This is a genomic window from Sphingomonas sp. 35-24ZXX (genome assembly GCF_000786215.1).
Lineage (GTDB): Bacteria > Pseudomonadota > Alphaproteobacteria > Sphingomonadales > Sphingomonadaceae > Blastomonas.
In genome coordinates this window covers 405225-419155 of record NZ_JROG01000003.1, presented here as the reverse complement: position 1 = coordinate 419155, position 13931 = coordinate 405225, and the positions used below count along the sequence as shown (strand labels likewise).

Sequence of the window (13931 nt, the reverse complement as noted above, 5' to 3'; positions counted from 1 at the left end):
TAGCTTGACAAATGTTGTCAGCAGGGCAGGGCCGTTAACCATTGAAGCGCCGCATTCGTGCGGTGTTGGTCAGTTTGGCAAACCCCTTGCTTAACCATTGCGCATGAAGTGTCTCGAAATGAAACCCGGCCTGATCAAGGTGTTGATGACCGTGCGGCATGCACTGGTGCTGGTGACGTGGCTGGGCCTTTCGACGTCTGCCCATGCCAATGCGCTGACTCGCGTCACGCTGGACGGGCTGACCCGCGCCGAAGGTATTCGCGAGTGGATCGAGATCGCCGAGCCCGGCAATCTGGGCCTTCTGTTTATGGGTATCGCCGGGCTGCTGATCGGCCGCTGGGCATCGACCCGCAAGCGCAGCGATCCGCCCGAATAGTGCCGGCCCCGGCACACCGCATATGACGGCGGTGTCTTGACGCAGGCGCGGCCTGCGCGCACAGCCTTGTCCATGGCAGACCCCATCATCCAGCGGCTCGAGGCCGTCATTGCGGAGCGGCGCGGTGCGTCGCCCGATAGCAGCTATGTCGCCAGGCTCAGCGCCCGCGGCCGTCCGCGCATCGCCCAGAAGATCGGCGAGGAAGCGGTCGAAACCGTGATCGCCGCGATCCAGGGCGACGCCAAGGGCGTGGTCAGCGAAAGCGCCGACCTGCTGTTCCATCTGCTCGTCCTGCTGGCCGATATGGGGCTCAGCTGGGATCAGGTGCTTGCCGAGCTCGATGCCCGCGAAGGGACGTCGGGCATTGCCGAAAAACTGTCGCGACCCAAGGAATGACCGATCATGCCGATTGACCCGACTTTGCCGTATGACGACCAGAACATCTTCGCCAAGATCCTGCGCGGCGAGATCCCTTGCAACAAGGTGCATGAGGATGATCACGTGCTGGCGTTCCACGATATCAATCCGCAGGCTCCCACCCATGTGCTGGTGATTCCCAAGGCGCCGTTCGTCAGCTGGGACGACTTTTCGGCGCGCGGCACCGACGAGCAGATCGCGGCCTTCGTGCGCGGTGTCGGCGAGGTGGCCCGCAAGCTTGGTCTCGTCGCTCCAGGCTATCGGCTGCTCGCCAACATCGGCCTCGATGCGCATCAGGAGGTTCCGCACCTCCACGTCCATCTGTTCGCCGGGCGGCCGTTGGGGCCGATGCTGATGCAGGGCTGAATCCGGCCCGTCGATGGATGGAGGCCAAAGCGAGGGAGAATGGCCATGCTGCGTGGGTTGGTGCTCGGTGTTGTGGCGATCCTGTCATGCTCGCCTGCGCTCGCGCGGCCGCCTGTTCCTTGCGAGGCGATGCTGGGTGACCTTTGGGGCGAACGTCCCGCGGCGGACGATGTCAGGACCATCGACGGCACCACGGTGACCAGCCCCGCGCAGCTCGCCCAGATGGTTGGCACGGGCGCGATCGTCCAAGGCGGGGATTTTTCCGAATGGGATTTCCGCCGCGTCACGCTTGGCGCTACCTGCTTTGTCGAGAGCACCCTCAAGGGCAGCGTCTGGAACGGAGCGAACGCGCCGGGAATCGGCTTTTTCAAGACGGATCTGTCCGAAGCGTCGCTGTCGGGCATGCGCGCGCCCGGGGTGCTGTTTCGCGATGCCATCCTGACCAACGTCAAGGCGGACAAGGCCGATTTCAGCGGCGGGATGCTCGAAGGTGGATGGTTTGACGGAAGCATCGACGGGTGGAACCTCGATGGCGCGAACCTGACCGAATTCGCATTTTCGTGCGGGATCACGCTGTCGGATGGCTGCCCGCTACAGGGAGACGCGCGGCCCGTCCTGGCGCGCGGAACGAATTTCAGCGGCGCGGCGCTGAGCAGCTTCCGCCGTTACGGGCTGGACGCTTTCGATCTGGAAGGGGCCATTCTCGATCGCACCGAGCTGTCACCCGGCCAGCTTGCCAGCCTGAAGGGAAGGATGATCGTGCATCCGCTGGTGCTGGTGGGTGGCGACAGCCGGATCGAGCTGAGCGCGGCCGAAGCGCAGGCGCTCATTGACGATGCTGCCATCATGGCCAGCCGGGCGACGGGGCCATCGTTCGATTGCGCCAAGGCCGCCAGCGCTGCGGAGAAGGCGGTCTGCCATCCGGATGCCGGCGACCTCGCGCAAGCCGATCGCGAGCTCGGCGCGCTGTTTGCCGAACTGCGCAAGGCACGCCCCGCGATCGTCGCCGATCAGCGACAATGGCTCAAGACGCGCGATGGCTGCATGACGAAGGAATATCCCTCGGACTGCTTGCGCACGGTCTATGCCGAGCGTCAGTCGAAGCTCTTGGGGATGCAAGGAGAGCGCGACTGGCTGGCACCGGGCAGGGGAGCGCTGTTCATCGATGACGAGCTGCCGCTGAGCGATGCCATCCGCGCGAGCGGCCTGTTCGCAAGGATTGCGCCACTGCTGGCAAAGGCCTCCCTCGGATATGTGCATGTCGCCCGGGCAGCCGATGGCAGCTATGCGGCCAGCGGCGAATCCATCGGCGCGAACGCCCATACCTGCAGCCTTGGGGCCTCCGGGCTTCGGCTCGACCCGGCGACGGGCTGGTACGGCCTGCGCGATCCGACCACCCAGGGGCGTGTCAGCATCTTCCAGATGCGCGGCGACTGGCTGACGGTGTTTGCCAGTGGCAGGCCGAGCGGCGACGAGGCAGAAGCGAGCGCCGATTACGTCAGCTGCGGTGCGCGCGCTGCCTTCGGTCCGATGCGCCGCATCGCGCTTCCCGATGCCATCGTCGAATCCTATGCCAACCGCGCCGGAATGGAGCCGTGAGGCGGCCCGGGATGCGACAGGACGGTGACAAGCCGGTTGCCAGCGCGTGAAAAGGCGCTAATCCTGTGCCCCACAGGGGGCACACCCCCGGGACGCAACCGGCTGGCTATAGGCCCGCCAAGGGTGGGAAATCGTACACATCATGAAATTTGCGCGTGTCAAATCGCTCGACGCCATTCTGGCGACGGCAAAGAAGAAATCGCTGCATCCGACCCTGGGTTGGTTTCAGCTGACCCTTTTCGGCATTGGCTGCGTGATCGGCACCGGTATCTTCGTGCTGACCTCGGCAGGCGCCCAGAAGGCCGGACCCGGCCTGATGCTCGCCTTCGCGATTGCAGGGCTGATCTGCATCGTTGCCGCGCTTTGCTATGCTGAAATCGCCGCGATGATCCCCGTTGCGGGGTCGGCTTACACCTATACCTATTCGGTGATGGGCGAATTGCTCGCCTGGACGGTCGGCTGGGCGCTGGTGCTGGAATATGCGGTAGCGGCGAGCGCGGTGTCGGTCGGGTGGTCCGGCTATTTCACAGGCACGATATTGAACGAGTTTTTCGGGATATCGCTCCCCGCCTATCTTACCGCGGGGCCGCTGGCCCTCGGCGGTGCACCGGGCGGCGTGATCAACCTGCCTGCAGTGATCATCGCCCTGCTGGTGACCTGGCTGCTGATGATCGGCACCAGTGAATCGGCCAAGGTCAATGCCGTGCTGGTGGCGATCAAGGTGACCGCGCTGACCGCCTTCATCATCCTGACGCTGCCGCAGGCCGAGATGTCGAACTTCAATCCGTTCCTGCCCGCAGGCGTGTTCGGTGGCTTCGGATCGGGCGTCGGCGCAGTCGGTGCTGCGGCGACCATCTTCTTTGCCTATGTCGGCTTCGATGCCGTCTCGACCGCCGCCGAGGAAACCAAGAATCCGCAGCGCAACGTGCCGATCGGCCTGATCGGCAGCCTGGGTATCTGCACCGTGTTCTACATTCTGGTGGCTGCGGGCGCCGTTGGCACCATCGGTGGCCAGCCGATCATGGGCCCGGGCGGCGTTCCGTTCCCGGCGGGATCGGAAGAGCTCGCCCGCCAGTGCGCGCTGCCGCAATATGCCGACATGCTGGTCTGCTCGAACGAAGCTCTGGCGCATGTGCTGCGCGAGATCGGCTTCAGCGGCGTCGGCAACATGCTGGGTATCGCAGCATTCGTTGCGCTGCCTTCGGTGATCCTTATCCTGCTGTTCGGCCAGACCCGCATCTTCTTCGTGATGGCGCGTGATGGCCTGCTGCCCGAGAGCCTGTCGAAGATCCACCCCAAGTGGAAGACGCCCTATGTGGTGACGGCGATCACCGGCGGCATCGTGGCTTTTGCGGCGGCGTTCCTGCCCGTCGGTCAGCTGGCCGATATCGCCAATGCCGGAACGCTCTATGCGTTCATGATGGTGGCGATCGCGGTGATGATGCTGCGCAAGACCGATCCCGATCGCGAGCGTCTGTTCCGGACGCCGGCTCTGTGGCTGGTCGGGCCTGCCACGATCGCAGGATGCATCTTCCTGTTCCTCAATCTGCCGTTCGAGGCGATGATCGTGCTACCCGCATGGGCGGCGATCGGTCTGGTGGTTTATTACCTCTACGGCTACAAATCGAGCCATCTGGGCAAGGGCATCGTCGAAGTGGTCGACGACGAACCGGGCGTTCTGCCCCATTGATCGAACAGAAGAACCCCGGCGCGAACCGCCGGGGTTTTTTTTTGGGTGCAGGAAAACCCTTACATCGGAGACTTGGGGCAGGTCCCGGGGCGGCGGAAGAGCTGGCCCTTTTCCGCCCAGAAGATCACCAGCAGGGCGAGCACACCGCAGGTCAGAAATCCGATCGCCATCGGCAGCGTGGTGCCATCGAACGCCTGGCCGACGACCGCGCCGATCCCGGCGCCCAGAACGGTCCGAAACGCCATCTGGAACGACGAGGCCGCGCCTGCCATCGCGCCGAACGGCTCCATTGCGATCGACCCGAAATTCGCACCGATGAAGCCGACCATCGCCATGTTGAGCGCGACGATGACCAGGAACAGCGCCATCGGTTCGCCCGGCATCAGTGCGGCACCAATCTGAAGGCCCGACAGCACGAGGAACGCGAGCAACGCGGACTGCGACACCCGGCGCGCGCCGAAGCGCTCGACGATCCGGCTGTTGAACCAGTTGGACACCGCCATCGCGCCTGCCACGGCGGCAAACGCATAAGGGAACAGGTCAGGCGCTCCGAACACTTCGGAAAAGATCTGCTGCGAGCTGTTGAGGAAGCCGAACATCGCGCCCATCAGCAAGCCACCGGCGGCGACATGGCCAAAGCCGGTGCGGTTGAACACCACCTTGAACCAGGTGCTGCCGATCGAATCGAGCCGGATCGGAATGACGTTCTCGGGGCGCAGCGTTTCGGGCAGGCGCAGCCAGACCCAGATGCCGACCGCGCTGCCCATTACCGCGAGCAGGATGAAGATGAACTGCCATTGGGCGAAATACAGGATCAGCTGTCCGACCGTCGGCGCGATGACGGGCACCGCCATGAAGACGATGAAAATGATCGACATGAAACTGGCCATGCGATCGCCGGAGAAGATGTCGCGGATCACCGAAATCACCAGCACGCCCATCGCCGCTGCGGCAAAGCCTTGCGCGAAGCGCAGCATCAGCAGGGTATCGAAATCGGGTGAAAATGCGCTCGACAGCCCGAAGATGACGTAGAACGTTACCGACCCCAGCAGCACGGGCTTGCGTCCATAACGGTCGCCGATCGGGCCATAGAACAGCGATCCCAACCCCATGCCCATCAAATAGCTGCTGATGACAAATTGGCGGTCGTTGGGGCTGGCGACATCGAACGCTGCGCCGAGTGCGGGGAATGCGGGAAGGATTGCATCGATCGCGAGCGCATTCAGCGCCATCAGCGCGGCCATCATCGCTACCAGCTCGCGCGTGCCCAGCGGGAAGCCTGGAGCAGGGTCGGTCGTTTCGGCAACGCGGGCGGGCTTCACGGTCGTTTCATTGTGCATTGCATCATAATGGGCGCTGGAGACCTGATTGCCAACCGCACGCGGCACTTCTATTTTCATCCGGCCCATGGCTGACCCTGTCGATCCCGCGCCGCGCAAGATCATCCATATCGACATGGACGCCTTTTTTGCGAGCGTCGAGCAGCGCGACAATCCCGCGCTGCGCGGCCTTCCGGTTGCGGTCGGCGGGTCATCGCGGCGCGGCGTCGTGGCCGCGGCCAGTTATGAGGCGCGCGCCTTTGGCGTTCGGTCGGCGATGCCGTCGGTCACCGCGCAACGACGCTGCCCCGACCTTATTTTCGTCAAACCGCGCTTCGATGTCTATCAATCGGTTTCCCGACAGATTCGCGACATTTTTGCGCAGCATACCGATCTGATCGAGCCGCTCTCGCTCGACGAGGCCTATCTCGATGTGACGGTCAATCGCCGCAATATCGCCTCTGCGACCACGATCGCGCAGATGATCCGCGATGACATCCGGCGCGAAACCGGGCTGACGGCCAGCGCCGGGGTGTCCTACAACAAGTTCATCGCCAAGCTCGCCAGCGACCAGAACAAGCCCGATGGCCTGTGCGTCATTCGTCCGGAGCAGGGGCCTGCCTTCGTCGCGGCCCTGCCGGTCAAGCGCTTCCACGGCATCGGGCCACGCACGGCCGAAAAGATGGCGGCGCTGGGCATCGCCACGGGCGCGGATCTGGCCGCCAGGTCGGAGCAATGGCTGCTCCAGAATTTCGGCAGCTGGGGCAGTTATCTGTATGGCGCCGCGCACGGTATCGACAACCGCCCGGTACGACCCGACCGCATCCGCAAGTCGATCGGCGGGGAGCGGACCTATGGCGAAGACATCTGGACCGAGGACGGATTGCGCGCTGCGCTGGAGAGCGTGGCCGATATCGTCTGGGAACGCGTCGAACGTGCCGAAGCCCAGGGGCGGACCGTCACGCTGAAGGCGCGCTTTTCCGATTTTCACACGATCACGCGGGCGCGTTCGCTGGGCCAGCCGGTGGCGAGCCGGTCGGAGTTCGGCCAGATCGGCCAGGCTCTGGTCGACCAGATTCTGCCGTTGCACAATGGCATCCGTCTGCTCGGGCTGACGCTGTCGGGACTGTCGCAGGCAGGCGAACCGGTGATGTTCGACGAACGCCAGCCCGAGCTGCCATTCGGTTGACTACCAGTCGGCGGCAGGGGGCAGGCCGTCGCGCACTTCGAGGATCCTGCGACGCGACGCATCGGTCAGCGTTGAAGGCAGCGCATCGAGCGGAAAGAAGCGCGCATCGAGCAGTTCCCGGCCATCCGCACAAGGATCGTCGGTGGTCTGGCCGACGATCAGCGTGATCTCGTTGGGCCAGCCATCGGCATGCGAGACAAAGCAGCCATGCTCGCGGACATCGGTGATGCGGCATCCGGCTTCTTCCAGGACTTCGCGGATGCCCGCCTCGATCGCGGTCTCGCCCCAGTCCCTGCCGCCGCCGGGCAGCATGTAGCGATCGCTGGCGTGATAGCTGTGCCGGATCAGCAGCACCGCATCGCCGCGCAGGACCACCGCCTTGACCCCGCGTGTGCGCTGCTTCAGCGTCCGGCGCCACACCAGCCGCAGGCGGTGCGCGACGACCAGAGCCAGCTGGACCGGCGTCACACCGCGATCGCCATCAGACGTCGAGATTGGCGACGTTCAGCGCATTTTCCTGGATGAAGTCGCGGCGCGGTTCGACGATATCGCCCATCAGCTGGGTGAACACTTCGTCGGTGATATCCGCATCATCGACCTTCACCTGCAGCAGCGACCGGTGATTGGGATCAAGCGTGGTTTCCCACAGCTGCTCCGCGTTCATTTCTCCCAGACCCTTGTAGCGCTGCACCGAAAGTCCCTTGCGGCCTGCTGCCAGGATCGCCTCGATCAGCACCGATGGCCGGTTGACGACCAGTCCGGCGGTCACGGCGACGTCCTCTGGCTCGTCCGCGCCCTCTTCTGCGACGGTACTGGCGGCGGATGCAGCCTTCACCAGGCGGCTGGGGTTCAGATACACTTCGGCGAACTCGCCCGCTAGGCGGTGGAGCTTGCGGGCCTCGGCGCTGTTAAGGAAGGCCAGGTCGACGACATGGTGATCGGTCACCCCGCGCCAGAAGCGCTGGAGGTGATAGCCGCCTTCCTCGGACAGCGAACCCTGCCAGCGCGCTTCGGGGTCGGCGCCGCCCATCCAGGCGGTGGCGGCGTCGACCGCCGCCTGGCGATCGGCAGCGGGCATGTCGGGGGCAAGAGCGCCTGCCAGCGCCAGGCCCTCGATGATCAGCGGATCATAGCGGCGCGGCACATAGGTCATCAGGCTCTTCATGCGGCGGGCGTGTTCGACGAGGGTGCGAAGATCCTCGCCGCTGCGCGCGCCGCTCACGGTCTCGAAAACCCGGCCGTTGAGGCCTGCATCGACCAGATACTGGTCGAGCGCGTCATTGTCCTTGAGGTAGACCTCGCTCTTGCCCTTGGCGACCTTGTAGAGCGGCGGCTGGGCGATGTAGAGATAGCCACCCCGGATGATCTCGGGCATCTGGCGGTGGAAGAAGGTGAGCAGGAGCGTGCGGATATGCGCGCCGTCGACGTCAGCGTCGGTCATGATCACGATCTTGTGATAGCGCAGCTTCTCGATGTTGAAATCGTCGCGAATGCCCGTGCCCATCGCCTGGATCAGCGTGCCCACTTCCTTCGACGAGATGATCCGGTCGAAGCGCGCGCGCTCGACGTTAAGGATCTTGCCCTTGAGCGGCAGGATCGCCTGATAATGCCGGTCGCGGCCCTGCTTGGCCGATCCACCTGCCGAGTCACCCTCGACCAGGAACAGTTCGGACTTGGCGGGATCTCGCTCCTGGCAGTCGGCAAGCTTGCCGGGCAGCGAGGCAATGTCCATCGCACCCTTGCGCCGGGTGAGCTCGCGCGCCTTCTTGGCGGCTTCGCGCGCGGCGGCAGCATCGATGATCTTGGCAACGATCGACTTGGCGTGCGCAGGGTTTTCCTCGAGCCACTCGGCCATCTTGTCGGCCATCAGGCTTTCCAGCGGCTGGCGCACTTCGGAGCTGACCAGCTTGTCCTTGGTCTGCGAACTGAACTTGGGATCGGGCAGCTTGACCGAAACGATCGCGGTCAGGCCCTCGCGCATGTCATCGCCGGTCAGCGAGACCTTTTCCTTTTTCAGCAGCCCAGACTTTTCGGCATAGTTGTTGAGCGTGCGGGTCAGCGCCGCGCGGAACGCGGCAAGGTGCGTGCCGCCATCGCGCTGCGGGATGTTGTTGGTGAAGCACAGCACATTTTCATAATAGCTGTCGTTCCACTCCAGCGCGACGTCGATGGTGACCTCGTCGCGCGAGCCGGAGATGGCGATGGGATCGGGCATCAGCGGCTGCTTGTTGCGATCGAGCCATTTCACGAACGCGGCGATGCCACCTTCGTAATACAGGTCGTGCTCCTTGGCCTCGGCATGACGCTCGTCGCGCAGAATAATGCGCACGCCCGAGTTCAGGAACGCAAGCTCGCGATAGCGGTGCTCCAGCTTCTCGAAATCATATTCGGTGACGTTCTTGAACGTGTCCTGCGAGAACAGGAAGGTGACCTGCGTGCCCTTCTTGCCTTCGGGCGAGGGGCCCAGCACCTTGAGCGGGGCTTCGGCATCGCCATGGCGGAAGCGCATCCAGTTTTCCTGCCCGTCGCGCCAGATGCGCAGCTCGAGCCATTCGGACAGTGCGTTGACGACGCTGACGCCGACGCCGTGCAGGCCGCCCGACACCTTGTAGGCGTTATCCTCGTTGGTGTTCTCGAACTTGCCGCCGGCATGCAGCTGGGTCATGATGACCTCGGCCGCCGAAATGCCTTCCTCGGCATGGATTCCGGTCGGGATGCCGCGGCCATTGTCTTCGACCGTCACCGAATTGTCAGGATTGAGCGTGATCAGCACGCGATCACAATGACCGGCCAGGGCCTCGTCGATGGCATTGTCGGAAACCTCGAACACCATGTGGTGCAGGCCCGATCCATCGTCGGTATCGCCAATGTACATGCCCGGGCGCTTGCGCACGGCATCAAGGCCCTTGAGCACCTTGATCGAATCCGCGCCATAGGCGTTGGTATTGGCTGGGTTCTGGTTGTTCTCGGTCGAAGGTTTGCTGGTCTCTGTCATGAAATTGCCATAGCCGCGCGACGCACGAAACCCAAGCATATCTGGCCGCTTTTGCACATATTTTCGCTGAGGTTGACGCAGCGGCGCGCGGTCCAGCGCGATGGCATGGCCAGCCTGCTTGCCTGGCGGCGTGGAAGACCTATAGCTAGGGGCATGAAAGCTTTGGCACTGCCCCTTCTTGCCCTGATCCCCCTGTCCGGTTGCGCCGATCCGGAGCCGACGCAGAAGCGCGCGCCCGGCGGCGAACTGGCGCAAGAGAGAGTGCGGAGTGAAGAGCCCAGCCCGACTGCAAGGCCGGTCAAAATCGGCGAGGGCGGCACGCGCTTTGCCGCCTGCCAGGGTCGCGGGCGCGTCGGCAATCTGCGCGGCGGGTCGCTGCCTGTGCGCGATGCGCCGTTCGATGCCGCAAAGCAGGTCGGGACCCTGAGTGAAGGGGCGCATGTGTTCGTCTGCACGCGCAGCCTCGATCAGCAATGGCTCGGCGTGGTCGTGGGGACCGAAGACGGGCTGGCACCGCCCGCGCTCGCCCCCAGCACGCCGCCCACAGACACTGCCGCAGCCGATCCTGTCGATGTGGCCGAGGCGCCCGGCGTCGATTGCGGGGTCACCGCTCCGGTTCGATCGAAGCGCGCCTATGACGGTCCGTGCCTCAGCGGATGGGTGGAAAACACCTTTGTCGCGGCCGTCGCCCGCTGATTCTGATCCGGGTGCGGTTGACGTTTACGATACCCTCTTTCCTCTCCTGCACCCTGGCTGCATAACAGCTTGCACAACAGGGCCTCAAGGCCCGCAGCGAGAGGACGAGGATGGACATCAAGGCGGAGCTCGAACAGGAATTCGGCAACTGGCCGGGCATCGTCGCGGCCTGGGGCAAGGCTCGCCCCGACGCACCCGCACTGGATGACGGGCATAGCCAGATCAACTGGGGCGAGCTCTCCGCTCGCGTCGATCGCATCGCGGCGCAGCTGATTGCCGACGGGCTGCAACGCGGCCAGGCGGTCGCGATCCTTGGCACGACGTCGGTCGCTTATGCGCTCGCCTATCTGGGAGCGGTCCGCGCCGGTGGCTGCGCTGCGCCGCTCACGACCAGCGCCACCCCGCGCCAGCTCGCCAACATGCTCGCGGATTCTGGCGCGATCCATCTGTTCATCGACACTGAAAAGCGCGCCGAGCTGATCGCCAGCGGCGTCGACCTGGGCACGGCGAGGCATGTGATGTTGGATGCGCCCGCAGCCGATGCACCCGACATTTCAGGCTGGATGGCCGCCGAGGGCGCCGTGCCCGATGTCGCCCCGCCCGCGCCAGGTGACGCATTCAACATCATCTATTCCAGCGGCACGACCGGTACGCCCAAGGGGATCGTCCATTCGCACGCCATGCGCTGGCGCCAGTCGGTGGCCGGTTTCCAGTCGATCTACAGCGAGCAGGCCCGCGCGATCCTCTCGACGCCGCTCTACTCGAACACGACGCTCGCAGTGTTTCTGCCAACGATGGTTCACGGCGGTCTGGCGAGGCTGATGGGCAGGTTCGATGCGGCAGGCTGGCTGCAGGCGGCGCAGGACATGCGCGCGACGCACACCATGCTGGTGCCGGTGCAGTACCAGCGGCTGCTCTCTCACCCGGATTTCGATGCGCATGACCTGTCGTCGATGCAGATCAAGTTCTGCACCAGCGCACCGTTCAGCGCCGAATTGAAGGCCGAGGCGCTCAGGCGCTTTCCGGGCGGGCTGGTCGAAATCTACGGCATGACCGAAGGCGGCGTCGTCTGCATGCTCCAGGCGCACAACTTCCCCGACAAGCTGCACACCGTCGGCCAGCCGGTGAAGGGCCATGAACTCAAGGTCGTGGACGAGAAGGGCAACGAGCTGCCCCCGGGCTCCAAGGGCGAGATTGTGGGCCGCTCGCCGACGATGATGAGCGGCTACAAGAACCAGCCCGACAAGACCCGCGAGATGGAATGGCGCGATGCCAACGGCGATCTGTGGTTCAAGATGGGCGACATCGGCATCGTCGACGAGGATGGCTTCGTCCAGATCGTTGGCCGCGCCAAGGACATGATCATCTCGGGCGGGTTCAATATCTACCCCAAGGACCTCGAGGAAGTCCTGATGCTGCAGCCAGGCGTTGCCGACGCCGCAGTGGTGGGCATGCCCTCGGAACGCTGGGGCGAGACCCCGGTCGGCTTCGTTGTCGCCGCTCCTGGCCAGGCGCTGGACCTCGATGCCTTGCTGGCGAGCGTCAACGCTGAACTCGGCAAGACCCAGCGCCTCTCCGCGCTCCACCCGATCGACGAACTCCCGCGCAGCCATATTGGCAAGATCCTCAAGACCGACCTCCGCGCGATGCTGGTGGAGACTGCAGGCTAGACTCGCGCGCGTGGTCAAACTATCCGCTGGCCATGACCATAGCCCATGACGAATCCGTTCTGATTGTCGATTTCGGCAGCCAGGTGACCCAGCTCATCGCGCGCCGGGTGCGCGAGGCGGGGGTGTATAGCGAGATCGCGCCGTTCAGCAGCGCCGAGGCCGCGTTCGCCCGGATGAAGCCCAAGGGCGTGATCCTGTCCGGCGGCCCGGCGTCGGTGACCGAAGACGGCAGCCCGCGGGCCCCCCAGGCGATCCTCGACTCGGGGCTCCCCATCCTGGGCATCTGCTACGGCCAGCAGACGATGACCCAGCAACTGGGCGGCCTGGTCGAAGGCGGCGGCGAAAAGGGCGGCGAATTCGGCCGCGCGTTCATCGAGATCACCGACCGCTGCCGTCTGTTCGACGGCCTGTGGAAGGAAGGCGAGGCGCATCAGGTCTGGATGAGCCATGGCGACAAGGTCACCGCGCTCGCCCCCGGCTTCCGCTCTGTCGCGTCTTCGCCCGGCGCGCCCTTCGCGGTCATCGCCGATGACGATCGCTGCTTCTATGCGATGCAGTTCCACCCCGAAGTGGTCCACACCCCCGATGGCGGCAAGCTGATCGCCAATTTCGTGCGCCATGTCTGCGGTTGCCGCGGCGACTGGTCGATGGCCGAGTTCAAGGCCGCCAAGATTGCCGAGATCCGTGCCCAGGTGGGCTCTTCGCGGGTGATCTGCGGGCTTTCCGGCGGGGTCGACAGTGCGGTGGCGGCGGTGCTGATCCATGAGGCGATCGGCGACCAGCTGACCTGCGTGTTCGTCGACCACGGACTGATGCGCATGGGCGAGGCCGATCAGGTCGTCAGCCTGTTCAAGGGCCACTACAACATCCCGCTGGTGCATGTGCAGGCCGAAGCCCTGTTCCTGGGCGGGCTCGCCGGCGTCACCGACCCCGAGCTCAAGCGCAAGTTCATCGGCAAGACGTTCATCGACGTGTTCGAATCCGAAGCACGCAAGATCGGCGGGGCAGAATTCCTGGCGCAGGGCACGCTGTATCCCGATGTCATCGAGAGCGTCTCCTTCACCGGCGGGCCTTCGGTCACGATCAAGAGCCACCACAATGTCGGCGGTCTGCCCGAGCGGATGAACATGAAGCTCGTCGAACCCTTGCGCGAACTGTTCAAGGACGAGGTGCGCGCATTGGGCCGCGAACTGGGCCTGCCCGACGTGTTCGTCGGCCGGCATCCGTTCCCCGGGCCGGGCCTTGCGATCCGTATCCCCGGCGAGGTGACGCGCGAGCGCTGCGACGTGCTGCGCAAGGCCGATGCGATCTATCTGGACGAGATCCGAAACGCCGGCCTGTACGACGCGATCTGGCAGGCGTTCGCCGTGCTGTTGCCGGTCAAGACCGTCGGCGTGATGGGCGATGGCCGGACGTACGACAATGTCTGCGCGCTGCGGGCCGTCACCAGCACCGATGGCATGACGGCGGATATCTATCCGTTCGACTCGAGCTTCCTGCAGCGGACGGCCACGCGGATCATCAACGAGGTCAAGGGCATCAACCGCGTGGTCTACGACTATACGTCGAAGCCGCCCGGCACGATCGAGTGGGAATGACCCGCCGAGAGCGGAA

12 protein-coding genes are annotated in these 13931 nt (G+C 64.6%); 9 read left to right on the top strand and 3 right to left on the bottom strand.

Features of this window, described 5'->3' with window-relative positions:
* The first annotated feature begins 103 nt into the window (after positions 1 to 103).
* From LI72_RS04665 to LI72_RS04645, 5 genes are all read left to right on the top strand, one after another.
* The gene (locus tag LI72_RS04665; RefSeq protein WP_197051821.1) at positions 104 to 376 is read left to right on the top strand and encodes a hypothetical protein; all 273 of its coding nucleotides are present in this window, start codon (positions 104 to 106) and stop codon (positions 374 to 376) included.
* Positions 377 to 448: 72 nt separating this feature from the next.
* Entirely contained in the window at positions 449 to 772 is a 324-nt protein-coding gene (locus LI72_RS04660) for a phosphoribosyl-ATP diphosphatase (protein ID WP_033924677.1), read from the top strand.
* A gap of 6 nt (positions 773 to 778) precedes the next feature.
* Positions 779 to 1159: a histidine triad nucleotide-binding protein gene (locus LI72_RS04655; protein ID WP_033924676.1), complete on the top strand. Its 381-nt coding sequence runs from the start codon at positions 779 to 781 to the stop codon at positions 1157 to 1159.
* 45 nt (positions 1160 to 1204) lie between these two features.
* On the top strand, positions 1205 to 2758 hold the full coding sequence (locus LI72_RS04650) for a pentapeptide repeat-containing protein (protein ID WP_197051818.1): 1554 nt from the start codon (positions 1205 to 1207) through the stop codon (positions 2756 to 2758).
* A gap of 142 nt (positions 2759 to 2900) precedes the next feature.
* The gene (locus tag LI72_RS04645; RefSeq protein ID WP_033924674.1) at positions 2901 to 4448 is read left to right on the top strand and encodes an amino acid permease; all 1548 of its coding nucleotides are present in this window, start codon (positions 2901 to 2903) and stop codon (positions 4446 to 4448) included.
* Between the two features lie 59 nt (positions 4449 to 4507).
* Here the strand turns inward: LI72_RS04645 and LI72_RS04640 are convergent, their stop codons facing one another.
* The gene (locus LI72_RS04640; protein WP_033925295.1) at positions 4508 to 5788 is read right to left on the bottom strand and encodes a multidrug effflux MFS transporter; all 1281 of its coding nucleotides are present in this window, start codon (positions 5786 to 5788) and stop codon (positions 4508 to 4510) included.
* A 67-nt stretch (positions 5789 to 5855) separates the two neighbouring features.
* Between LI72_RS04640 and dinB the strand changes: the two genes are divergently transcribed.
* Entirely contained in the window at positions 5856 to 6956 is a 1101-nt protein-coding gene (gene dinB / locus LI72_RS04635; protein WP_033924673.1) for a DNA polymerase IV, read from the top strand.
* Here dinB and LI72_RS04630 read toward each other — a convergent pair whose 3' ends face one another.
* Together LI72_RS04630 and gyrB are read right to left on the bottom strand one after the other, a co-directional pair.
* Entirely contained in the window at positions 6957 to 7424 is a 468-nt protein-coding gene (locus tag LI72_RS04630) for an NUDIX domain-containing protein (protein ID WP_033924672.1), read from the bottom strand.
* Positions 7425 to 7437: 13 nt separating this feature from the next.
* Positions 7438 to 9951 carry a DNA topoisomerase (ATP-hydrolyzing) subunit B gene (gyrB, locus tag LI72_RS04625; protein WP_033925294.1) on the bottom strand — a complete coding sequence of 838 codons (2514 nt, stop codon included), beginning with the start codon at positions 9949 to 9951 and terminating at the stop codon, positions 7438 to 7440.
* Between the two features lie 153 nt (positions 9952 to 10104).
* Between gyrB and LI72_RS04620 the strand changes: the two genes are divergently transcribed.
* From LI72_RS04620 to guaA, 3 genes are all read left to right on the top strand, one after another.
* Positions 10105 to 10647, top strand: a complete 543-nt coding sequence (locus LI72_RS04620; protein WP_033924671.1) for a hypothetical protein — start codon at positions 10105 to 10107, stop codon at positions 10645 to 10647.
* Positions 10648 to 10757: 110 nt separating this feature from the next.
* Entirely contained in the window at positions 10758 to 12317 is a 1560-nt protein-coding gene (locus LI72_RS04615; protein ID WP_033924670.1) for a class I adenylate-forming enzyme family protein, read from the top strand.
* Positions 12318 to 12349: 32 nt separating this feature from the next.
* On the top strand, positions 12350 to 13915 hold the full coding sequence (guaA, locus tag LI72_RS04610; RefSeq protein WP_033924669.1) for a glutamine-hydrolyzing GMP synthase: 1566 nt from the start codon (positions 12350 to 12352) through the stop codon (positions 13913 to 13915).
* The last annotated feature ends 16 nt before the right edge of the window (positions 13916 to 13931 follow it).